General features: G+C 48.7%; 21 protein-coding genes. All 21 read right to left on the bottom strand.

All coding sequences use genetic code 11. The annotated features are described in order from the left end of the window. Positions 1 to 4: 4 nt before the first annotated feature. The 21 genes from L1285_RS16895 to L1285_RS16795 all read right to left on the bottom strand — a co-directional run bounded on the left by L1285_RS16895 (position 5) and on the right by L1285_RS16795 (position 22,140). A complete protein-coding gene (locus L1285_RS16895) occupies positions 5 to 409 on the bottom strand; it encodes a glycoside hydrolase family protein (protein ID WP_235413327.1) in 405 nt (134 codons plus the stop codon). A gap of 16 nt (positions 410 to 425) precedes the next feature. After that, on the bottom strand, positions 426 to 656 hold the full coding sequence (locus L1285_RS16890; RefSeq protein WP_235413326.1) for a hypothetical protein: 231 nt from the start codon (positions 654 to 656) through the stop codon (positions 426 to 428). Then, positions 646 to 2,538, bottom strand: a complete 1,893-nt coding sequence (locus tag L1285_RS16885; RefSeq protein WP_235413325.1) for a hypothetical protein — start codon at positions 2,536 to 2,538, stop codon at positions 646 to 648. The genes L1285_RS16890 and L1285_RS16885 overlap by 11 nt, the downstream gene beginning before the upstream one ends. Next, positions 2,535 to 2,918: a hypothetical protein gene (locus L1285_RS16880; RefSeq protein ID WP_235413324.1), complete on the bottom strand. Its 384-nt coding sequence runs from the start codon at positions 2,916 to 2,918 to the stop codon at positions 2,535 to 2,537. The genes L1285_RS16885 and L1285_RS16880 overlap by 4 nt, the downstream gene beginning before the upstream one ends. Further along, positions 2,915 to 4,333, bottom strand: coding sequence for a hypothetical protein (locus L1285_RS16875; RefSeq protein WP_235413323.1), 1,419 nt, complete (start codon positions 4,331 to 4,333; stop codon positions 2,915 to 2,917). The genes L1285_RS16880 and L1285_RS16875 overlap by 4 nt, the downstream gene beginning before the upstream one ends. Before the next feature lie 2 nt (positions 4,334 to 4,335). Then, entirely contained in the window at positions 4,336 to 5,583 is a 1,248-nt protein-coding gene (locus L1285_RS16870; protein WP_235413322.1) for a hypothetical protein, read from the bottom strand. A 3-nt stretch (positions 5,584 to 5,586) separates the two neighbouring features. Continuing rightward, positions 5,587 to 8,991 carry a hypothetical protein gene (locus L1285_RS16865; RefSeq protein WP_235413321.1) on the bottom strand — a complete coding sequence of 1,135 codons (3,405 nt, stop codon included), beginning with the start codon at positions 8,989 to 8,991 and terminating at the stop codon, positions 5,587 to 5,589. Next, positions 8,991 to 9,350: a hypothetical protein gene (locus tag L1285_RS16860; RefSeq protein WP_235413320.1), complete on the bottom strand. Its 360-nt coding sequence runs from the start codon at positions 9,348 to 9,350 to the stop codon at positions 8,991 to 8,993. Before L1285_RS16860 ends, L1285_RS16865 begins: the two co-directional genes overlap by 1 nt. Next, positions 9,347 to 13,159, bottom strand: a complete 3,813-nt coding sequence (locus L1285_RS16855) for a phage tail tape measure protein (RefSeq protein WP_235413319.1) — start codon at positions 13,157 to 13,159, stop codon at positions 9,347 to 9,349. Before L1285_RS16855 ends, L1285_RS16860 begins: the two co-directional genes overlap by 4 nt. Positions 13,160 to 13,202: 43 nt before the next feature. Next, the gene (locus tag L1285_RS16850) at positions 13,203 to 13,952 is read right to left on the bottom strand and encodes a hypothetical protein (protein ID WP_235413318.1); all 750 of its coding nucleotides are present in this window, start codon (positions 13,950 to 13,952) and stop codon (positions 13,203 to 13,205) included. Continuing rightward, positions 13,933 to 14,100: a hypothetical protein gene (locus L1285_RS16845; RefSeq protein WP_235413317.1), complete on the bottom strand. Its 168-nt coding sequence runs from the start codon at positions 14,098 to 14,100 to the stop codon at positions 13,933 to 13,935. Before L1285_RS16845 ends, L1285_RS16850 begins: the two co-directional genes overlap by 20 nt. Beyond that, positions 14,090 to 14,410 (bottom strand): co-chaperone GroES family protein, encoded by a 321-nt coding sequence (locus L1285_RS16840; RefSeq protein ID WP_235413316.1) that lies wholly within the window; start codon positions 14,408 to 14,410, stop codon positions 14,090 to 14,092. The genes L1285_RS16845 and L1285_RS16840 overlap by 11 nt, the downstream gene beginning before the upstream one ends. Then, positions 14,407 to 14,847 carry a hypothetical protein gene (locus L1285_RS16835; protein ID WP_235413315.1) on the bottom strand — a complete coding sequence of 147 codons (441 nt, stop codon included), beginning with the start codon at positions 14,845 to 14,847 and terminating at the stop codon, positions 14,407 to 14,409. Before L1285_RS16835 ends, L1285_RS16840 begins: the two co-directional genes overlap by 4 nt. After that, on the bottom strand, positions 14,844 to 15,479 hold the full coding sequence (locus L1285_RS16830; protein WP_235413314.1) for a hypothetical protein: 636 nt from the start codon (positions 15,477 to 15,479) through the stop codon (positions 14,844 to 14,846). Before L1285_RS16830 ends, L1285_RS16835 begins: the two co-directional genes overlap by 4 nt. Continuing rightward, on the bottom strand, positions 15,479 to 15,793 hold the full coding sequence (locus L1285_RS16825) for a hypothetical protein (RefSeq protein WP_235413313.1): 315 nt from the start codon (positions 15,791 to 15,793) through the stop codon (positions 15,479 to 15,481). The genes L1285_RS16830 and L1285_RS16825 overlap by 1 nt, the downstream gene beginning before the upstream one ends. Next, the gene (locus tag L1285_RS16820) at positions 15,793 to 16,128 is read right to left on the bottom strand and encodes a capsid cement protein (RefSeq protein ID WP_235413312.1); all 336 of its coding nucleotides are present in this window, start codon (positions 16,126 to 16,128) and stop codon (positions 15,793 to 15,795) included. The genes L1285_RS16825 and L1285_RS16820 overlap by 1 nt, the downstream gene beginning before the upstream one ends. A gap of 10 nt (positions 16,129 to 16,138) precedes the next feature. Then, a complete protein-coding gene (locus tag L1285_RS16815; RefSeq protein ID WP_235413311.1) occupies positions 16,139 to 18,148 on the bottom strand; it encodes a prohead protease/major capsid protein fusion protein in 2,010 nt (669 codons plus the stop codon). Further along, the gene (locus L1285_RS16810; protein ID WP_235413310.1) at positions 18,132 to 18,383 is read right to left on the bottom strand and encodes a hypothetical protein; all 252 of its coding nucleotides are present in this window, start codon (positions 18,381 to 18,383) and stop codon (positions 18,132 to 18,134) included. Before L1285_RS16810 ends, L1285_RS16815 begins: the two co-directional genes overlap by 17 nt. Beyond that, entirely contained in the window at positions 18,376 to 19,884 is a 1,509-nt protein-coding gene (locus L1285_RS16805) for a phage portal protein (RefSeq protein WP_235413309.1), read from the bottom strand. The genes L1285_RS16810 and L1285_RS16805 overlap by 8 nt, the downstream gene beginning before the upstream one ends. Before the next feature lie 73 nt (positions 19,885 to 19,957). Continuing rightward, positions 19,958 to 20,152, bottom strand: a complete 195-nt coding sequence (locus L1285_RS16800; protein WP_235413308.1) for a phage head-tail joining protein — start codon at positions 20,150 to 20,152, stop codon at positions 19,958 to 19,960. Then, entirely contained in the window at positions 20,149 to 22,140 is a 1,992-nt protein-coding gene (locus L1285_RS16795; protein WP_235413307.1) for a phage terminase large subunit family protein, read from the bottom strand. The genes L1285_RS16800 and L1285_RS16795 overlap by 4 nt, the downstream gene beginning before the upstream one ends. Positions 22,141 to 22,164 lie beyond the last annotated feature (24 nt).

The following is a 22,164-nucleotide window of genomic DNA, read 5'->3' as shown; positions in this document are numbered from 1 at the left end:
GAACCTAACCACGTTTCATCATTTCAGCAAGTGAGTCAGCCCGACTGTGCACCTGTCTTGCCCACTTACTGTCCAGCATTTCAGCTGCTGCTTTTTGGTAATCACTCTTTGCCAGCGCACCCAACATTTTCTGAAACGTCATAAACCGCGTGATCCCCATGTTGAACACCATATCTATAAGCACACGTTTACGAGTATCCGTTAGCTGGTCGAACACACCCACTCGCTGACGTAGCTCGTTCTGAGCGATATTGATGTCATTCTCAAGCATTAAGTCAGCCTCGTCAGGGCTGATGCCTCTGTCCTCGATGTTCCGACCAACACCGATTGTCAATTTACCTGAAGGACATTCATAAAGTTCATAACGCAACCCTTCGTGCAGAGTTAGCTGGGTTTTAAGATCTGACATAAATCCTGTATCCACTTCACACCTCTATTCTTTGATAATTATTGTTCGTAACCACACGTTTAATACCATCACTGGTTGCTATAACCGTATCGTTCAATGATGCTGAACCAGAGACCCATAACGTACCATCTGTGCGCTGGACCTTAACGCGCTTCTCTATCGTATCGACTGCGACGACTTTCCCGCTGAACTGAGTCTGTTGTGGTAATAACGAGCTGAATTTCTTCCACGGGTTTTTAGTTGCCATGGTGCACCTCCAAGCTGATATGTTGCCAAACGTCCGTCAGTGAGCTGATAGATATACCTGTGCTGATACATAAACCTGTTTGCCCGGCATATCGCACAATATCACCTGGTTCAATCAACTCCCCGGCGCCTAATGGGATAGTTATGTCGATAACTGACTGACGACCACTATTTGCAATGACCGCTCGACCAAGCTCAGCGTTGACAGCATGATCCTGCTGTAATGGGGAAATAACATCGTTAGCCCGTAAATCACCTACTGTCCCCGACTTCACCAGTTCAGTTGTCACCCCTGTTGAATCACTGAGGACAGTCACACAATTTATTTCTGGCGTACTTTGGTCTTCACTGGATTCATTGATGACAATCGCTTCATCGATCACATGGTCGCACTGTTCATCTGTCAGCGTTGTCCATTCCCAAGGTGGCACACGATAACGAGGTTTCGCGGTAAGCCTGTCCTGTGACTTATCAGGTTGCACTATTGCCCCGCACGCTTTAGCAATCTCAACCAGCAAAGATAGTGGTGTCTTCGAGTCATAACTATATGAGTTAGCACCCAGCGTCCAGTCAGGAACAGCCGACCTGTCAAGGCTAAATCCTAGCGGCTGCAACTGCTGCTCTACTATCTGCCATGGTGATATAGTGCTTTCAACTATACCAGTGCTTGTGCGTGCATATGGTTCGGCCAGGTATCGAGTCCGAGACTCAGCTTGAAAGCTGTAAGTTACATCAGCAAGTCCGGAAATGCTTCGGTTATATGATGTAACGAGGAATACCCAAGTATGACCGTTTGCTGTTATCTCGATTTCACTGCCCGGTAATACGTGTTGCTTTGCGTCTCGGCCATGCAGCACACCTGACAGGGTCCACGTGTAGCTTTCAATATCCAACTGAAGGTTTGCTGAAGCTGGGTGAATGGGAGTTTTCGCATTGTTGTTAAGAGAGAATACCGTTATCTGGTTCATAATTATCACCGCGTCTAATTCGATCCGCACAAATTCTAAATGTGCGTCTTTTAGCCTGAGTACTGCGAAGTCTAATGGTGCTTGTGGTCTTGGTGGCTCAGGCGGTTTGATTGGTGGTGCAGGTCTCTGACCAAAAACAGGTAGTACTGCTTGTTGGTATTGCGAGGAAGTTGCCAAATTAACCCGCCCTGCTTCCTGGTAATTTGTTGCTCGTCCCACTTGTATCGCTGAACTGCTGGCCACAATATCTATCAGGGCTTTACTTACTTTCCCCGGATAAGTCCAGCGACCCCATGCAGTGCCAGCTCCGGCTAACGCGTGGGTATATTGTGCTACTACTGCGCTTGAGACTGCCCCCGGGTATGACTGAGTACCTATAACGTCCGATGTTCTGCCCACGCCGTCACAATACAAGCTGGTTAATGCTCCCTGTCCATCACGCATAGCTCGACTGGCAACAAACAATATCTGTGAGCCACGTGTTCCAGACTCATAGCCCTGCCGGGTACTACCAGACAACTTATCTGTACCGGGCATTACTGACTCAACAAGGTTGCTGCCGTATCGAGCCTCGCTGTGACGTGCTCGCATATCTGATACAACCCCACGATCAACATTGAGGCTGTAAGCCAGTGCTCCCTCGCCTTGGTACGAGTGGGCATCACATGCACCTGACAAATCAAAAATTGCCTGTAATGCACCGTCAGCAAAATAAACAGGTGAGCCAGCGTGGCCACCCAGCTCTAATTGCTGTGGACCTCCTGTATCCCGCCGAATGAATTCGAGCCCTGCGCCACCACGAGGAGTATTTAAATCTAAGCCCTGTGCTTTAGCTGATCCCCGCTCTACCTGCTCAGGTATGAACACTAATTCAAGTGCACCATCGTCCTTGCGAGGTTTGCGAAAGTTGATCATCCGATTGACCAGCTACCCAAGCGGACTAATGCACCGGCATAAACCTGAGCGGATTCATGTGTAAACTTCAAATCAGCATTGCTGGCAGGTCCACCCACGGAAATGTCACCCAGTGCTAAGCCCTGTGCATCAAACAGCCGAGCAAATCCCACTACACCGGAACGCGTCACCATTGCGGCTTCCGTTGCGGCCATTACCAGTCTGGCATTGGCGTATTCGGTATACGCAGGCGCAGGGGTCGGTATCTCGACCAGCATTTCCTGGTCCGTCAACTCTCCGGCGCCCGATGGTGCGCTACCGGAAAACAACACCACCATGGCAACCTGATCACCCAGGGCTTTCAGTTGTTGTTCTTTGATGGGGGGCGCAAGCGTTATCATGCGTACTCCGTTGGCTGCTGGTAGTCTGCGGCCACCGCGTTGTATTCAGCCTCGCCAAACTCCGGCTTATCCTGAGCCACAATCATGTAACGGTGATCCGCAAACAGATTGTCAAACCGGTAATTACCCTGTTCATCCGTCCGGGTTTCAGCAACCAAGTCGCCATACTGCAAATAACACAGCACGCGCCTGTCTGGTGCAGCTAGCCCATTTATCGTGACGCGATCACTGATATAACCCTGCTGGACATTCAATAATTGCGTATTCGTTGAGCGATGGACCAAGGTGGGTTCATAACTATCCGAGAGGTATCGGATATCATATCCGTAGGGGTTGGCCTGCTCCCGCGTTTCGGCATTGGCCCAGATTGGTAAACCGAGTTTAACCCCCCTGAATTTGGGGACTACGGGCGCGACTAATTGGGCGTCACCATACATAGTGGTTAATGGTAATGTTGCGACTGGGTTGTCCGGTGAAAGCGCCAAGTATGTTTTCAGCGAGTATCGACCGGCTGTTCTGTCAAAAACCTGGTAATCAGTATCGGATCTAAAAAGATACAGACGCATTTGATCATCAAACCGCACTTGTAGTATTGAGCTCGCATCCACAGTCAAATCAACCAGCTCACCAAAGGCGTATACCGTCAGATCATCACGAAACTCGATTTTATCTGCTACGAGCGTGTCAGCTTGAATGTGATCCAGCATTATCAAAGCTTGCCCAGGCTCCAGCCACTGTGACTCTATATATCCAGCACTGGTTGTGGTTAGGCCATCCTGAGCACTCAACGTCAGATCACCAATCACATGATAGTCCGCTCTCAGGTCATTCAAGGTCGCGTAACTGGTAAACGGCAATCGCTGATCTGAAACCGTGCGACCAAATGAAGTTCCCGCCAACAAATGACCGTATGTTACCACCCGGTGTAACTGACAATTGTGGATCCGACCGGACGCCAATACTTGCACCCCGAGTTGCACAGTCTGCCCGGCCGGGATCAGGTTGGCAGGACTGGTAAACTCAGTTACAGCGGTGCCGTTTAGGTAAACTCGAGTCTCGCTGCCGAATTGGATAACCAGCTGATTATCAATATCGTAACTCACCTGAGCTGACGATTCAGTACCATTGAGCACCAGTCCCCCTGTCGGTGATACACCGAGTACCAAATCAGCGCCCGTTATGATTGCCGTTGCAACACCTTGAGCATGCGGCCTGCACCACACTTCAATGGCAACAATACCTGAGTTGACAGACAGCTCGATGTATCCGGTTTCGTGCGTTGTAACCAAAGCGCTACCATTAAACACCGGCTCACCGACATACTGCACACTGGCCCCTGTTACAAGGTCAACTGCTGACACAGCATCAACCCACTGCGCCGGTGTATCATTGGCAATCGAGTGATACAACCCCATGCCTACCTCCAACCGGCATCTGAGATATCAAAACAATGCGTGTATGCTTTGTACTGTTCGCCATCGGGTCCATCATAGGAATATGCATCTACGGCGAGTGCATGACATCTGAGCATTGTGGCTGGCAGCTCGGGGATCGTGTCCAACGTTTTACCATCAAACGCAACAGACCCCGATTGTGGCGTCAATACCCCGGGCAGACTACCGCGGTATGTATCGCCATTTTCCAAAACAATAACAGGCTGATCATTGATGTAAAACCCGTTGTCTACCGGGTTAGGGTGCCGTGTTAGTGAGCCCGAATACCGCATATTACTGGCAAGTGTAAACTCGCCAGTGCCCAAAAGTTGATGGTACTGCCGGGCCAAAAAGTGTTCATTGTGTTGTTTATTAAATGTCAACCCATCATTGTAAATACCACTTGATTCATGATTCCAGCGGTATGACGAGCTATTCACATCCCACCTGGCCAGGCCATTAGAGATAAAATGATACCGGTCACCCGGGCGAATCGAATTAATGTAACCCGCAAAAAATATCGCTTTACGATTTGGCTCAGCGAATCTAAATATCAAATAGAAAAACTGTTCATCTGCAATCACCTCCCAGTATGGGGTGCCATAGATATGACTGGCAGGCCAACGGTGTTCAGTAACCTGATCAAACTGCTCTGCGCTGGTAACGTTTTCAACCTGCTGAACCCGGGCTTTGATAGCGCGGAATGATGATCCCAGTGCACCATGATTATTGCTGGATGACGAGTTGGAGCCGTTGGGGTTGTCAAACGGGCTATTGTCAATGCGCAACATGATGTTGCCAACATCCGCTCCGGCCTCAAAAATAGCAATATGCCCGTCCGCTGATTCGTCACGCACTGACCAGCCAGCAGGCGGCACGGACACGGTGATAGTGCCCTGCGCATCCCCAGCCGGGATTGAAGCGAGTTTGAACCAGAGTTCAGTCAGTGTCGCCTTTGTCACCCTGAATTCACCATTATAAGTATTGTCGGTGGCGCCGATTACTTTGATCACCTGGTGAGCCAGGAACTTATGGCCAGACTGGATTGTCAGCTTAGCCTCACCTCGATCGGTATCATAGACCAATGAATCTACCGGCGTGCTGCCAAACCCGGTTACCAGGCAAGCTTTTATGGCGGCGGTTAGGGTGCCGCAATCAGCTGCGGTATAACCTGATGTCACCTCTGGTGCGCCTTGCATCTCACTTGAGTACCACTTAACTGGATAGGTCATTTTCTACTCCTTGTTCATGTTGCCACGGCCCTCAATTGAGAAAGCGTCGCTATTTACGATTGCGTTGTTCTGTAGCACTGTGCGGATCAGCCACTTGGGAAAGATGGCGCCATGCGTGTTAAAACGCAGTACGTTACCCGTCGACCACCCCTGACCCCAGCCAAATGAAGGAACCGTAAAATAAGGGGTGCCGGTGTTGGGGTTAGTAGGTGAGAAATCGGTGTTTATGTCGCCGATAGCGATCTGGCCGACATTTTCGCCAATCAACTTGAAACTGGTGTTGCTGGTAAAAACAATCGCCCAGCGCTCAGAGATTGCGCCTAAATTAGTCAACGTGATCGAGTAGTCAGCATCATTAAACTGAGCCGTAGTTGGCTCACCTATCAGCGTATCCGACCATTCCCCGGTCCAGGTGCGCTGATCATACAAATTTGCGTAGCGTGACCACATATTGCCCGCGACCAGCAGACTGCTTACTCGAGCAAAACCTGCTGTGTAGTTATGGCTAAGCTGCTTGGCAATGCGGATAACCCCGTTAATAGACACATCAATCGCCAACGCCATATCCTCAAAGCGATATTCAAGCGTGTAATCGCCGCTGGCTACCGTGTCACCTAACGTCACCGTGCCAGCATCCAGGTCAACGCTATAGTTACCCTGTGCCAGCTCCAGCACTTCCAATTTGGCAAGACGAGGATGACCGACATCTAATACCTGCCCTGCGGAACCAGCCAGTATTTTTTGCTCTGTTTGGTGGATCAGCAACATGTCACCCTTAGTGATCACAGGCACCCGGCCATCGCTGGGTAACCTGACGGGGTCCAGACCTATCAGCTCGGCATCCAGTGGTAGATAGTTGTATGTCACGCATGAGTATCTGAGTGTGGTTACATCCGTGGGCTCACTGAACTCAAGCAATACTACACCTGTTTGTGAATCAACACGCCCGGTAATGTAGCCGTTATTAATTGCTCCGGTTGAGTCAGCCGTAACCGACTGCATCACGCCCTGAGGGTCCAATACCTGTAACGTCAGTGATTGGGGTGCCAAAGGAGCACCAGGTGTGCGAAACACCACATTGCTGTCTAAGTGAGTGTGATCAAGTGTCGTATTCAGTGATATGACATCAAGTACAACTGGTTCGTTTGGCTGCCAGTTACTCACTTTCACCACAGCGTTAACGTGAGACACGCTACCCATCGCACTCCCGGGCGCCCCCGTTGAATTGTCTATGGACGTATACAGTTGCCCGTTGCGCTCGAAGTACCGGCGGCCGGCTAACTCAAAAACCAAGGCGTTGGGGATCAGGCGCTCATGGTGCGACCGAGGGATTTCAAGTATTAGATGTTCAGGATTGAATGGTGCTGAAGACACACCACCTGCCGTAGATTTGCCATATTTCACAGACACTACCGTCAAACTGCTGCATAGCACCGGCACATGGCTATAGGCAACTCTGATAACTCGCCCCCAGGATTCGTATGAGTATCGTACGGACGCCATGAACTCAATACTGAAGGTTATAGTCCCTGATGCGTATTCAACAGTGCCAATTGTTACGGACGAATTATTGACCAAATTGCCTGCACCATCGTCATGCACGGTGACTTGCACCTGTGGGTCAAAAACATTGAATCGCTTATAGCCGCGCCCCTGCCGTGGGGATTTGGTTTCACAATTTAGCTCAAACATAACTGTACCAGGCTGAATTGCGCCGCTCGTAGTAACCACATATTCACCTCTGCTGCCTGTGGCTTGAAGCTCCTCAGATAAAACATCCCCGGCAACTTCATATTGAATGATAAATTCCGCACGCTCAGGCAATACTGCAGGTAAAAATTTTACTTCCGCGGTCTGATAGTCCACCTCAACAAATCCATCGCCTCCGGCCTCACTTGCTGTTTTATCACCCCAGGTGATTGTCACACTGCCCGGAGTAAGTGTTTTGCCTGCCTCAATTTGATGCGTAAACCAAGGCTTGATACTGGTATCACCCGCCCGGTCAATTGTCGCAACCTCTGTACCCCATTGGTAAATGATGGCGCTATCTGCATCAGGTAAAACACCCAATGTCAGTTGCAAAGTACCGGTTGCAAAGTCCAATAGACCAGACCCCAAGCTGGCATCACTGCCACGCAATACACCCGCCCCGCTATCGGTTAGCACGTACCATTTACCCTGTGCCAGGTAACTGATCCGCATGGTGCCCGGATCCGGCGTCGGTGATAGGTTTTTTACAAAGGCGTAGCCTCTATTCTCCGCTGTGATCTCATCAACATCTGAGAATACTGTTACTGGTTTAACCGAGGCGGGAGAGTATTCAACTCTCAGCGAAGATGTGCCAAATACAGGCATGTCAGCATTAAACTGGGCAATACCATTTTCATAATCCAGATAGCCGACTATTTGGTCATTGATCCGCAGGTCGCTGTTAAAGTCTGTTATTACCGTACCTGATACGTGAATTTTTACGGTTGAAGGTTTAACAGCCCCGCCGAAAAATAATGACCTACTGGGACCAAGATTTAGAGTGGTCGAAAATGTGGTCTGCCCTGACGACCCTACAACCGTATTCACCTGCCCGACTGCGTTTACATCGGTGATTGGTGTTTCGGTTCGGGACGATGGCACCAGCTGGGTGAATATAGAGTCAGCCTGAATGGTCATGCTGCCCAGCGCGGCGTCCTGTGCCAGGTTATTGGTGGCGTAGTACTTAGCTGCATTGGCGACGATGGTCTCACGGATCGTACACGGCGTAGCGTTGAAATCTACCGGTGACGGCTCACCGCCCGTAAATGTATGCCGCAGTGGTTCACTGATCTCACATGTAACCACGGCTCTGGTAAATTCACTCAGGTTGCCATTGAGCATCGTCGAAAATGGACGCACCTCCCGGTTGGTATCCACAATCTTTACGTACTGTTCAAATTCGTTTTGCTGCCCCTCGTTTTGTATCAAGGCCAACACTTCACCTACATCGGGATCCCGGCTTTCCTCTCGCTGAACAATCCGGATTGTACGCTGACCGGCCAACTGTATGCCCAGCAGTGACCCCGCCCATTCGCTGGCCCGGGTCAAGTAACTTTCAACGATGTTCTTGGCATCCTTACGGCGGTCATAATGACTGTGTGTGGTCATCATGGTCAGCGACACACTGGGGTCGGCCGGCGGCTGAATAACAGCAAAATTTGCACCGAAAAACTTGTCGCTGTTCGCACTGTCTACATGACAGTACACTTTCATCATCGACACTGAGCCGTATGCTCTGTCCAGATCAGAAATGTCCTGAAATATGCTGTTTTGCTCGCCATCCAATATCACATCACCAGTTATGCGTCCGCCGCCTTCCGGCGTGTCTTCCATGCTCTGCGATCTTTTAAATTTGATATCACCTTCAAACAGGGCCATCAGCTCAGTACCTCAATTAACTTAATCCTTTCGACAAAATAGGTTTCACCCATCACTTTGCGGATCACTAGGTGGTCCGCCTGGTCCAGCGCGAACTTAACCTTGTATTCTGCGCCGTTAAACACCAGCCTGAGTGCGTTATCCTGATACCTCAGCTCAGACAGCTGGTTTACTCGTTCGAGTGATAACCAGCTTCTATCAGCGGCACCGTCCAATGTGATAGGACGCCCTTCGGCCATGCGCCCACGCTGGATCACCCGGTGGCCGGTTATTGATGCCGTCACCTTTTGCGATATGGCGCAGTAGTCGGTGTGATGCCATTGCAGGCTGGGTAACTGGATCCCCTCTAATGTATTCATGCGACGTTTAACCCCGCCTCTCTCAAGACCCGGATAATGTCATTAATAGCCTGGCGGTTACCCTGCACCTGAGCCGACTGGCTGCCAGATTCCAGGCGTATCACCACAGTGTCATTAGCGGTTTGCACGGTCGGATTTAATGCTGGTGTGTATGCCGGGCTCGGCGCAGATGCCGTTGTACTGGCGGTCTCACGCTGCAACTGTTGCAGCTCGGCCCGTGCCGCTTCAATCTGACGCAGGTAATTGCTCAGATCAGATTGACCGAGCAGGCTGAATGACTGTGAGGCCTGGCGTGCGTAGGTATCTAACTTATCGAGTGATACGCTGCCCGAGTTGATTTGCTCAGTTAGCTCTCGCATATGCAGCGTCTGGGAGATGATCTGTTGCTCGCGGGCAAACGCGGCATTACTCTCCTGCGCCAGGTCACGCCACCAACCGCTCGTTACACGCTGATTGTCCATGATGGCACCCTGTAGCTCGTCGTAACGCTCTTTGAGTTGTTGCGTGCTGGTATTGCTGAAATCAAACTGTTTATTAAGGTTGTTGTGAGCACTGGCAAACAGGTTAATGTGTTGGGTCGCTTTTCTGACTTGCTCAGCCTGCTCGCGTATTGCGGCGGTGCTCTCGCGGGTCAGGCCGATCCCAGCTCGGATAACCTGATTGGATGCATTTTTGGTGTTCCGATATCGATCTTCGGCGTCGCTTTCATCGCCCAGGGCATTGGTCAGTACGCGCGTCACCAGCTCCAGCTTTTCTTTTTCGCGAGCATATTCGCCATACGTAATGATGTTTGCTTCGTACTTGCTCTTTAGACGTTCAAGAGCAAGTGCGTTTTTTTCCCGAATGTCTGCCAGCTCATGATGGCGCTTCGACTCCAGCTCCTGCTGAATTGCAAGCTTCTCCTGAACGAGTTTTAAATCGCGCTCGGCGTCGATTCGTTCCAGAGTCAGTCGCAGCTTTTCAGTGTCATTTTTAATATTACCTTTAAGCTGGTTGTCCAGGTGCCAGATAGCTTCATCCAGCTCAATTTCTGCTAATTTGAGATCCCGGACTGAATCACTCAGCTGTGAGTTTTGAGATATGGCAATTTTTCGCTGAGTTGAATGGGCAGATTGTTTTTCAATGAGCCTTTCTTCTGCAACTGTCAGCAAGTCAACTTTATTTTTGTACTCAATGGCTGATATCGCACCTTCTGCATTTGCTTTGCTCAGAGCCTCTTGCTGCTCGGTAATTTGCTGTCGAGTCAGGTTCAGTTCTTCAGCCTGTTTGAGCAGTGCTTTATTGCGTGCAACTTCTTCGCGCTCCTGCTGCGCCCTTTTTTCTGCTTGCTTGACATTTTGCTCAAGCATCCGGGTGCGGATTTCCTCCTCCCGATTGGCACGTACCAAAGCCGCAGACAGGTCGATATACGCCTGTTCATGCTTTTCTACATAGCCATTTGCCTTGATTAACTCTGCGAGTTGCTTTTGCTGCTCTTCACCCAGTGAACTGACCGCATTGCCATATTTTTTATAGGTCTGCTGAAAATCTTCGTAAGCTGAGCTGGACTTTCCTGTAAACTTATCCCATGAATTCCCTATGTCCTTTACGTCCCGCTCCATCCCCTTCGCAAGTTTTCGGCTCACTTCCCTGAGCTTTTCCAGCTCTTCTTCTGAGGCACCCGTCGCCTCTTTGGCGTATATTTTGAGCTCATTGATTGCCAGTGCAGCACCGCTGATGGCCAGTGTCAGATTGTTAAATAACATGGTGACGTTGTTTAGACCTGATTTTAAAAGCGCGTCTAACGCCCCTCCGGCAAATCCTCCAATCACCTCAGTAGCATCGTCAAATGTATCAATTAGTTCACCAAACCCCGAAGTAATGTTACCTACTTCGTTCATCACCGTGACAATTGACTGTTCCAGTGTTTCCATCAGTGCCGACGTCGCCCGCACGCCAGAATCGAGTTCATCACTCAAGGCTGTACCCACTGCACGCTTCAGCCCTGAAAATTGATTGATCAACCTCGCAATCTGGGATTCCTGGTTGGCGTAGGCCTTAGCGGCTTCTTCCAGGTGGGCTGTATGCTTGATGTTCGCCTTGCTCGACAAGTCAATGCCATAACGTAAACGACCAACCTTATTGGATAGCACTTCCATCACTTCAAGCGTTTCCTGCGAGTCAATCCCCATATCCCGCAGTATGCCCGATAGTAACTCCCCAGAGTCCTTTGCCTCACTAAACCCTTTAATAAGCTTATAAAGCACCTCTTCAGGCAGTTCACCAAGGTGCTGTTCAATTTCGTCAGCAGCAACCCCAGTCAGTTTTGACAGCCTGTCTAGGTCTTTTCCGCCGTTTTGCACGGCCTGCAAGATTGTCTGAGATAACCGGGTGAAACCCGAACGTGATCGCTCTGCCTGCTGGCCTGATTCCTTCAGTACAGTACCAAATGCCGCCGCAGCAGCACTGCCCAATTTAATCGCACTTGTACCTGTCACAATTTCTTTGGTCATGTGTACGATTTCGTCTTCAGAGACAGCAAAGTTATTCCCTAATTCGACCACCGATGACGCCAGGTTATGTATTTTGGGGATCCCTTCCCCAGTCATAGACAAAATCCGGGCAAGCAGCATGGCTGCTTCGTCACCCGCCAAATTGGTCGAAACATTCAGGGCATCTGCTGCGGTAACCAGGTTCATCATATCGGTGGTGGATTTAACCCCCAGCTGACCGGCAACCTCTGCATAACGGGCCAGTTCATTGGTACTGGTTGGCATGATCTCCTGAGACAACACCGATAGTTCCTGGTACATGGCAGAGACAGCCTCACGGGCCTGCCCGGTGGTTTTTTCCACCTTTGTGATCGCAGCTTCTGACTCGCCATAGGCTTTAGTTGACTCGCGCACAGCACTCACAGCAGACTGCGCTGAGATCAATAGCGCATAAACCTTAGCTAGCCTGCGGGTTGCCTTTGAGAGTGATTCAGTGGATTTTGTCGCCTGGCCTTTCCCCTTGGCATCCGCTTCAACCGCCTGGCGGGATTTACTCACCTGCGCACTGGTCAGGCCCAGCTGTTGCCTGAGCTCATCTTCCTGGCGGATATAGTCGCCGCTTGAGATAGTCCCTTTTTTCTTTTCCTGATTTAGGGATGCCAGCCGCTGCTCATACTTTTTAAGCGTAATCGCAAGTTGATAAGCTTCCTCTTGCTCTCGCTCCTTAGCCTCAGCTGCTTTACGCTCTTGTTCTATCTGTTTGCGGATCTCGTCGTTCAGCTCACCGGTGACGCCAATGCGTCGCTTTTCAGATTCAATCTGCTGGTTGACGGTGTTAGTCTGCTTTGCAAGTTCAGCATTGAGCCGGTCAACCTCTTGTGCTTGCTTCTTATGAGCTTCCTCAAGTTCCTGAGAAACCTGAACCAGGTTGCGACTATGGGCGCCAAACTGTTTAATGTCTCTTAGTGATTTATCATAAGTGCTTTGTAGACTCGCAAGCTCTTTACGCTGTTGTTTTAGTTGAATTTTAGCAAGCTCAAGCGACTGTTTTTGTTGGTCAGTTGCGTTTTTATTATTCTTAATTGAGCTAGATAACTTTTTAAAATCAACTTCCGCAACCGCTACAGCATTACGAGCTTTATTCAATTGCTCTTTTAGTTCACGAAATGAATCAAGCGCACCTTGCTTAACTTCAATATCTGCAAGTGCTTTTTCCGCTCTCAACGCAGTTCTACTCAACCCTTGCAATTGCTCAGCCGCTTCAGTCAACTCGTCGTTTGACAAATTTTTTGCGTCAATAATTAGCTGAACAATTTCTTTGTTGTGCTCATTACTCATTGAGAAACCTCAAAAAGGCCGCGCTAACGGCCACTGATTGGAACTATGCCGCTTGCTCAATTTTCAGGTACTGGGATTGACCGGCGCCTGCAATTGAACCATCTTTTAAAACTGTCAGGTTAAGTGGAACATTGGAAAAGTCATCACTGATAAAGCTCAGGGCATCAGCAGGACTGAAGCGAACCCGGTGCAGCGTAATGCGTACGGGTTTGTTACTGTCTGCTTCGTTCAACCCATCAAAGACAATCCGATACTCTTTTCCCTGCTGGGTTATACCTTCAATGTTATGTGAAGTCATTGACTCGTAAGTTACCTTGATGACAGAGTTATCAGCGATTGTTCCACCCGATAGAGCAATCAGACCACTGTTACGAACTTTATAGTCAGTACCTTCAACGTAGGTTGTAGTACCAGCATTGTCGGTGACGGTGATTGTTTTTGACTTGTCGGGAATTTTGTTGAATGGTGTGAATGCATCCAGCTTTACAGTGTGTTCTTCTGCAGCAACAGCGACCGCCGCTGACGTATTGACTAATCCGCGCAAAGCGATAGCAATGTTACGCGCGGAAAAACTGGTAGACGTGATACTAGCTGAAATTTGGTTCACTCGGGATAGTGTGTCCAAGACTCCACCACCTGGATTCTCGTAGTCATTAAGATCCTGAGATTCTTCATTGGTTGACAGATCAAGACCCGAGCAATTGCCGAATGGTAGTAACCCGCTACTAGCTCCAATTTCTTCCGCATAAATGGAACCCCGCCCTTGAAAACTCTTATTGCTTGTCGTCTGCATTTTGTTCACCTTCAATGAATCCATGTTTTTCAAAAAGCGCTTTAATCTCAGGTGACACGCTTACTGCATCACCGGGCTGATACTCAACGCCGTTAAACTCGGTAACGCATGAAAAGGTTACCGATATGAGTTTTGTTTTAACTGCCATTTTTACTATCTCCAACAATGTACAAAATGCAGTCGTCGGGAACGGCTAACCAGGTCTCACCATCAGGCGCTTCTGGCATTTCCGTTCCAACACTACCTTTTGGGATACGAACAACGTCACCGGCTTTCAAATGCGGTGATTTAGGCTCACCATTACGGTGATAACTCACCTCATTAGGGACCATGACTTCACACAAGGTTGACGGTTCAATAGCACTGCCTGCCAGCACAATTGTTCCGATTTTTTGTTCATTCGGGATAACTTTTAAAATGGCAATGTCGCCAATTGGTTTGATGTTTTCTGCTGTCATTCTTCTCTCCATTTCTCTTGATAGGTCACGGTGATACTCGTCTCGACAACCGCTATTTGCTCACCCGGCTCTGGATAATCAAACTTTGCAGGCCCGAGCCGTATAGTCGACACAGACAACTCTTCGTGTGCAACATAAAGTGATTGTCGGATCTGAAAAAGCAAGTCATCCAAACGCTCTACCGTTGTGTCTTTCTCTCCCGCATCAACCAAAGCCGCGACCTTGATTTCTCGCGATATCTTTGACGTATCGTTTTTGGCATCCGAAGGTATATCGTCACCTGGTTGAACAACAATTGCTGGTAACTTGCCACCTTGGATCAGGTCTTTAATGTGCTGCTGAATAAAGCCTGAGAACACCGTGACATTCGGCAATTTACCCAGCTTTTCTTCAATGTCTTTCTTCATGACACCGTGTATTGCAGGGGTTTGAATCATCGCGAAAGCCTCCTAAAATCCTTCTTAAACTCTTTTCTTAGTTTGTGCTTCACATTTGGCTGAATTCGCTCCCGTGCACTCACGAAAAGTTGATTGATTGAACGTGAATGCAGCACTTCAACACCATACGGTTTGGTCCGAGCCTTACGCAAAATCCTCTGAAGCTTGCGTGATTTACCAGGTGTCCGTCCTTGTCCTTTGTGAAGTCCTCGGCGAAAGTGACCAACAGCATGTTTGTTTGCCAACACGATTCCGGTCTTAAATGAACCTCTGAGAGGCTTTTTCATTACCCGGGCATGTGGGATATTTTGGAATCCACCACGCTTGTTTACGCGTACAGCAATACCATCGTCGGTCTTGTGATATTGAAAGCGCGACAGCAACGTTTCACGCGTATTTGCCACGACTACAGCTCTGAGATTACCCGGTGCAGCTCGTGACACCTGCTTGATATGCCTCTTTACATATCCGGTTTCCAAGGTCGTTTCAGTCGTTATGTCTCCAATAGCCTCTCGAACTGAATAAGTGACCGTTTTATTGATGGCTAAGGCAGCGGCACGATCTGCTGTCTTTGGCTGGGTCTTTATCTTACCAACCAGCTTGCGTAGGTCCGTTACATCATAAACAGGCATTAGTACTGCTCCACAACATGAACATAAGTTTTGCCGGTCACAACTTTGATTAAACCGTCTACTTTCCAGGCTCGACCTAAGTCATCAATAAAAGAGTCTCCAATTGTTGGTTCAGGTATGTCGTCAATCAGGATCCCGGCTTCAACAATACAGCCAGAAACAATGTTGTATTCATCAACTACAGGTTTACTCGTGTTGATAGTTATCGAGACGTTTTCAATGGTTTCACCGTCGATGGTTGAATACACACAGGTATAACCAAGTGCGTCACTCACTAATTTACCCATCAGGCCGAAAACGTCTCGATAGCTCATTACACCACCACCGTTTGAACCAGGCGGACAATGCAGCTAGTTTCGGTAGCAACGGCTGGTTCAGTGAACACGCCAACCACTTTAGCCCCGGCTGCACTGCTGATTGAGCTAGATGAAGCTAACCACTTCGCGGGTTCACCTTCACCTGCTGTTAGTGCTGCCGTCTTTGGCAACTCATACACACCTTCTGTACGCCCGTTAAAACGCTCGCCTTCTGCAGCCGAGACAGATGCAACAACAACGGTTGAGCCAATGATGTACACCCCTCCAGAAACAACACCGCCAGCAGGGGCTGTAAACTCGAGTGATAGACCTTCTTGAATGTAATTTTTCATTGTCTGTTCCTTAATTTGCACCGGTAGCCATAGCCGTACCGCGATAATCGACCCAGCCCGCGCCAAAATCCTTTCGAACAAGCATGCTCATACCATCAATGTCATGACTTGTTCTGGTCTCGACGTACATTTCCTCTTCACCAGCAAGGTACGCGTATTCAAACGTGTCTAATGCCATAGAAAAAGTGTGATACTGGTGCTCATTTACAGCTGAAATTCGAGGTTCAACCAGCAAAGACATTTTGTGTCGTAGATGCTGCTCAGCCATGGTGTTTGCGATGTGCGTGGGATATAGAAGCTCCTCTGCTACTGTTTCATTTTCATCTGAAACAGCCAGGTAATCCCAGGTTACATTCATGAAGTTGCCATCAAGGGTCTTTTGTTGTCGACCCAATTTGCGGATCTTCTTGAGGTTGTCTTTTGAGAGTTTTGAACCAGTGGTCAGGTAATTGTTTCGTTCCGCGTGATAGACTGGCTTTTTATCTCTCAGTAATACAGGTTGTGGCTTGTTAGTGAAAAAGTTATAGCCAAGGATTAGCCCCCACACGATATTTGATTCCAGATCTCGCCCGGAGCGACCAAACATTGGCGCTATACGATCAAACGCACCCATATCGTCGTTTATGAGCATCTGGCGAGTAAAACCGATTTTTCTTGCAAACGTCGCAATCGAGTAGGCTTCACCATTTTCGCTGAATGTACCCGCCTTGTACTCACCATCTTCACCAATTGGAAGTAAGTTCGGCGCGTCACCAAGTGAGTATGTTTTCTTCTCACGAAAATCATTAACTGTGGTTCGACGGCCAAGTTCTCGGAACGTTTGCGGGGTCTCTTGATAAGCGTCTTGTAAGTTCTTGTTCATGACGTTTTCAAGTAACAATGGAAAGTCACTTGTTGAGTGAAAAGAACGTGCAGCTAATGCGTTTCGACTCATGCCAAGAGTGCTACCACCACGAGCCTCCACGAAATACCGCCCCATATCAAGCAATGACATACCTGTAAAATCACGAACCAAAGAAGCCGATACATTTTCATGCATCTTACGCCCGGACCGCTGAAGTAAGAACGATTCACCCGCTAACCGTACGTTTTCGCGCTGATCTGAGCGTGCATCACTAACAAAGGTCGCATAGTTTCGGATCGTGCTCTGTTGTGAACCATCCGACTTTGCTTCTATTGCCGTTTTGTATATCGACTCAACAGAATCACCACGAGTAAACGCATCAATAGCCACTTGATCGTCTAACCCGGCTTTACGTGTCACGTCTAACATCGTGCCCAGGTCGGCACGGTTAACGGTTGGTTGTTGTACTGGTGCAGCTTGCTGTTTTCGTGTTTGTTGTTCAGTTGATGGTGTCTCAATTGTGTCTGGTGTTGGTTGAGTACCGCCGTCATCAGAACGAGCCTGCTGTTCAGTGGCTTCGTTCGAGTTCTCTGGATCCATAGTGACATCCTCTATGATTACTGTGTGTAGATCTTCTTTTGCACGCTGCTCTGAGCGTACGCCGTTGGTGGTTTCGAACGAAACCGGGGTAAAACTTAATTCAGTGGGAGTCCAGTCAATGGCCCGATACGTAGGGATTTTGTCGTCTTCAGCTTGGGACTTTTGGTACTTATGAACTTTGTAACCAAGAGATACATGCCTCAATATACGATCCTTTACCTTGATCCACATTTCTTCTGAAGCTGGATCAGTGGCAAACCTGACACGCCCCAGAATCTCGCCGTTCTCAATTTTATATTCTTCGGTGATCCCAAAAACCCCCCGGCAAGACCAAGTATTGTGGTTGTCACAAACGGACAGCCCTTTGTCCAAACGAGCTGTCCGTATAGATTCAGGCGTGATGTCAAGCTCTTCCATATACTCGGTGTCATTCCACCAGTCGTAGCGCCTGCCAGCTTCACCGGTTGAAAAACACACCCAAGCGGTACGGTTCTCTGCATCAATCGAGTCCTGTTTAATTTCAGCCCTGACACTAAACGTACCTTGACGTACTGTCGTTTCATTCTCCACAGGCATTTGAGTGCTCCTTCTTCTCCGTCAAAATTTCACGCAGTAAACTGTTTTCCCGCTTTTTGTCTGCCCGGCCTGCGATGAAAAATACAATGGCTAACAACAAAGAAATGAAAGAGATAGCCAGACCAATAAGCGGTGCGTAAACACTAAGTTGTTCCAATACACCTGAAGCGACCGTCACACCACCAACCCCTGATGTGCTGGCTGATACCGTTGCAGCTGCGTCTGCTCTATTCATCATTTTCACCTTTTGTTTGGTTGTTCGTAGTGCCGCTGGCAGTATCATCCTCATCAATCTGATTGCCAGCGCTTGAGAACATCGACGGGTCAAAATCGAATGGCAGACCGTCCAACAACTCTTTGTCTTCTTTCCACCGTTTTATTACTGCTATAAAGTCTTTACCCAACTTCTGGGCTGCTTCACTTGGCGACATCATTCCGTTTCTCACCTGAGAAATGATGTGGTCGAAATCAATTTTCGGATCGACTGATAGCCGTGGAGGGAAAGTCCAGTTAGGTTCAAACTCTTTTGTTGAGTTGATTGAGCGATCCTGAAATTCAAACAGGTCCATAAACCAGGTAGCGATAATGTCCAAAGCTGGTTCAAGCATGATGTGCTGATAGATGTCCAATTGCTGGTGAAACTCAATGCGTCCCATGCGACCAGATGCAAAATTCGTTTGCGAGTTATCCCCTGTCATGGATTCGTATGTGGTGCCAACACCTACCGCAATATCCCGCTTCAAGCCGATATCAAAATTTGTTGAAGCGTCGGCTTTTGGAGGGGTGACAACATGCGGTGTTTGCCCGTTAGCAATCTTTTCTACCATTCCCGGCGTCACTTCGTCAGGTAGTTCTGTATCTAACTCACCGGCTAGACCACCAGCGCTGGAGCCCTCTTCCACAAATAGTGCAAAACAGGCCGCAATCTGCTGCTGCATCAGCTTCGCGTCTTTGTATATCTCGTAATTCCGTAAAATATTTGCGGATGCATCGAACCAGGTAATACCTAAATGCTGCCCGGTGCGGTCCTTAAGAAAGATGTGGACTATGTCATCTACCGGATAGAATTTACTTTGCTTTAGGTGCCTGTGCGTCAGCGTTTGAGTCGGTGTGTCATACAGCCAATAACCTGCTAACTTGCCGTTTCGGTATTCCATACCATCAACAATGTCGACGTCCGTGTCTGTGCCTGAACCTGACTTAGCGCGATCTAAATGCGACTGCTCAAAACTCTGTAACTCCAATTCCCCGGTTTTCGTAACGTGTTTTCTGATGAAGACACCGCCTGATTCTACAATCGTAGACATCCACAGAAACTGGAGGCCATAAAACGTGTGGTGACCATCGAAATCGCATGACCGACCTTTCGCCCAGCGCTTCCACTTTTTATTGAGCTTGATTAACTGACGCTCTTGTTTTTTATTGGGCTTGCCGTCCTCATGAACGAATTTAACCCGAATACCTGCACCTACAGTGCTTGCAGCTATAACGCGCTTAGCTCGCTTAGCAAGCGGGTTATTTCGGCACAACTCCTGACCACTTGCCATTGCTTCATTCAGTGCCGCACTTACTTCCTGTGATGCGGTGGTTTTAGGCCGTTTCCAGCCGTTATTACGGGGGCTTTTTGATGAAATATCATATTGACGAGCAAACGACATGGCTGTGCGTGCCTGAGCGCGCTTTAAGCCTGCATGCGGGTCAAAATACCCTATCACTCTGTCAATCAAATTATTCAAAACCGCCCCAAACTGCATAACTGTTTTGTTGCATTTTACACAGGATAAACGGGTTTTATTGTTTGGTCAATTGTTAGTAGCCATTGCTCGATATGATTTTCCGCCGTCGGGGATTGTTCCCGGCAAGCTCACGCTTCAAATCACTAATCGCGATCCGCATATCCTTGGCGCTTTGAAATTCTATCCACTGGTTATCTTCACGTACTTTCAGAGCACCTGAGTAATAAGCTTTTTCCAGTCTGGCTAAGTATTCTTGTTTCTCGTTCATCGTTTGATCCATCCTTCACGTTTCTTTTTCCGGGTTGATTTTTTACTAACTGGTTGAGGTGCCGGCGCTTCCGAAGCAACAGAATCAACTGGCGCTATATCGGGGTAATACTTGGTTTCCAGGCTGTTCCAATCAGCGTCTTTCATCCGGTCAATTTGCAGCATTGCAGCACCAGCACGTGCATAAATACGACAATCCAAAAAGTGGTTATCTTCACGTACTTTCTGCCACTGATAATTCTGGAAACCACGGTTATCAGTATGCATGACGTGCTGTTCTGCCGTGATTTGTAGGAAATATTCTTCATCGTACATTGGGTAGTGGCAGTAACCGGATGGGTATCCGCCACCAGCAGCTAAAGTTTCATCCGTCGGCTTCTTCAGGTTTAACCAGCGGTAGAATTCTTCTTTGATGACTGAGCCGCCAACGTGCCAAAGCATGGTCCCGTTGCTGATCCGCTTCCCGTCTAAATTGATGTCTACAGGCTTAGGTGTACCAAGCACTGTAGAGAGGTTTTCATCCTTCTCCCCTTTCACCGCAACGACTCGTGCACTCCCGTAATTGCGGACGAAGTTATATACCTGCTGAGTCTCATAACCAGAGTCAATGCAGACCTTGAGCATAGGCATTTCGATACCAATGCAGTTGGTAAATGTCCGATCCAGAAATTCCCGTAACCGCTCGTGTGTCTCATCTTCTGAGATATGACCGGGTATCACCCCCTTCTCAATGGACCAGTTTTCCTTACGCCTACCCCACGCCACAACCTCATAAACCAGATAGCCTTTTTGTACGTCGATACCGCATGTCAGGAATAAGCCACCACGCGGCACGATGCCAATTTCAAAGGATTCACGACGCTCATAAAGTCGCTCGTGGTCAGGTTGGTCACTGACTTCCTTCCACGTTTCAGACATACGGGTATTGTAAAATGCCTTGAGTGATTCAGCTTTCCCCTGAGCGTCAGAAAACTCTTTGGCAAGGGTTGTTACCGGGGTGAACGGGCTCGCGAGTGATGACACTTTATAACCGTGGTGCCACGTAACTTCTGGCTTGGTCGCAACCCAATAACCGTTACGGATAGAGCGAAGCCGGTCTGATTCGTTCCAGATGGCGCCACACTCTGAACACCTGATCGCGGCTTCCAGGTGAAGGAATTCCCCTTTGTCATTTTTGGGGATATGAACGTCTGGCCAGGTGAGAGTTTTTGCATGGTCACAGTGGGGGCACGGTTGGATAAATACAGACTGGTTGGAGTTCTTGTAATCAAAGGCAATACGGGATTTACCTTCAACAGTCGGTGAGCAGGCACTTACTTTTTTTGCTCGTTTTCCGAATGTTGTGGCACGTCCCCATCCTACCGCTATCGGGTCACCCTCACCACCTGAGCCACCGGAACCAGCACCAACGTTGTAAGGGTACTTATCCACCTCGTCAAACAGCATGACCATGCACGCACGCATTGCCAGATCGCCGGGGTTACGCGCTGATACTATGGATATTTGGCCGCCCGGGTACTGCTTCTGAAGGATGGTGTTACCTTCACCCCGGCGGTTGTCCGAAAAGATATTTGCTGTTACTGGTGTGGCATTGACTGACTTGACTAAACGCTCTTTTGACCAAGCTTCAGCAAGCTTCTCATTTGGCGCTATGTACATGATCGGCGCGGGTTCCTGATGCATGTAGTACATCGCGGTGTTGATCATCAGCTCAGTTTTCATGAACTGAATGCATGCCATCACTGTGACTTCTTGAACCTGCGGATCTGAAATACTCAACATGGGTTGTCGAGCGGCTTCAACGCGACTTGTTTTCCACCTGCCTGATTCAGCGCTGTTATCAGGTAAATATCGGTACTCGTCCGCCCATTGAACCAAGTCTAATTTTGGAGGTGGTCGTAAGCATGTGCGAAAGATGTCTGTCAGATCAGCTTCAATCTTTTCGATAGCTTCAGGGCTGGTAACTAAGACGTCTTTGACTACACCCACTGCATAACTCAATAGTTGCAAATT

The sequence above is a fragment of the Pseudoalteromonas sp. DL2-H2.2 genome (assembly GCF_021532535.1).
GTDB lineage: Bacteria > Pseudomonadota > Gammaproteobacteria > Enterobacterales > Alteromonadaceae > Pseudoalteromonas > Pseudoalteromonas rubra_A.
Note: the sequence above shows the minus strand (reverse complement) of the source record. Positions and strands in the feature narration are given on the sequence as shown.

Coding starts and splice junctions, on each gene's coding strand:
- L1285_RS16855 (WP_235413319.1), bottom strand. CDS start 13,159: ATGAGTAATGAGCACAACAAAGAAATTGTTCAGCTAATTATTGACGCA.
- L1285_RS16835 (WP_235413315.1), bottom strand. CDS start 14,847: ATGATTCAAACCCCTGCAATACACGGTGTCATGAAGAAAGACATTGAA.
- L1285_RS16830 (WP_235413314.1), bottom strand. CDS start 15,479: ATGCCTGTTTATGATGTAACGGACCTACGCAAGCTGGTTGGTAAGATA.
- L1285_RS16880 (WP_235413324.1), bottom strand. CDS start 2,918: ATGATAACGCTTGCGCCCCCCATCAAAGAACAACAACTGAAAGCCCTG.
- L1285_RS16825 (WP_235413313.1), bottom strand. CDS start 15,793: ATGAGCTATCGAGACGTTTTCGGCCTGATGGGTAAATTAGTGAGTGAC.
- L1285_RS16890 (WP_235413326.1), bottom strand. CDS start 656: ATGGCAACTAAAAACCCGTGGAAGAAATTCAGCTCGTTATTACCACAA.
- L1285_RS16840 (WP_235413316.1), bottom strand. CDS start 14,410: ATGACAGCAGAAAACATCAAACCAATTGGCGACATTGCCATTTTAAAA.
- L1285_RS16885 (WP_235413325.1), bottom strand. CDS start 2,538: ATGATCAACTTTCGCAAACCTCGCAAGGACGATGGTGCACTTGAATTA.
- L1285_RS16860 (WP_235413320.1), bottom strand. CDS start 9,350: ATGAATACATTAGAGGGGATCCAGTTACCCAGCCTGCAATGGCATCAC.
- L1285_RS16845 (WP_235413317.1), bottom strand. CDS start 14,100: ATGGCAGTTAAAACAAAACTCATATCGGTAACCTTTTCATGCGTTACC.
- L1285_RS16870 (WP_235413322.1), bottom strand. CDS start 5,583: ATGACCTATCCAGTTAAGTGGTACTCAAGTGAGATGCAAGGCGCACCA.
- L1285_RS16820 (WP_235413312.1), bottom strand. CDS start 16,128: ATGAAAAATTACATTCAAGAAGGTCTATCACTCGAGTTTACAGCCCCT.
- L1285_RS16800 (WP_235413308.1), bottom strand. CDS start 20,152: ATGAACGAGAAACAAGAATACTTAGCCAGACTGGAAAAAGCTTATTAC.
- L1285_RS16850 (WP_235413318.1), bottom strand. CDS start 13,952: ATGCAGACGACAAGCAATAAGAGTTTTCAAGGGCGGGGTTCCATTTAT.
- L1285_RS16865 (WP_235413321.1), bottom strand. CDS start 8,991: ATGGCCCTGTTTGAAGGTGATATCAAATTTAAAAGATCGCAGAGCATG.
- L1285_RS16815 (WP_235413311.1), bottom strand. CDS start 18,148: ATGCCTGTGGAGAATGAAACGACAGTACGTCAAGGTACGTTTAGTGTC.
- L1285_RS16810 (WP_235413310.1), bottom strand. CDS start 18,383: ATGAATAGAGCAGACGCAGCTGCAACGGTATCAGCCAGCACATCAGGG.
- L1285_RS16895 (WP_235413327.1), bottom strand. CDS start 409: ATGTCAGATCTTAAAACCCAGCTAACTCTGCACGAAGGGTTGCGTTAT.
- L1285_RS16875 (WP_235413323.1), bottom strand. CDS start 4,333: ATGGGGTTGTATCACTCGATTGCCAATGATACACCGGCGCAGTGGGTT.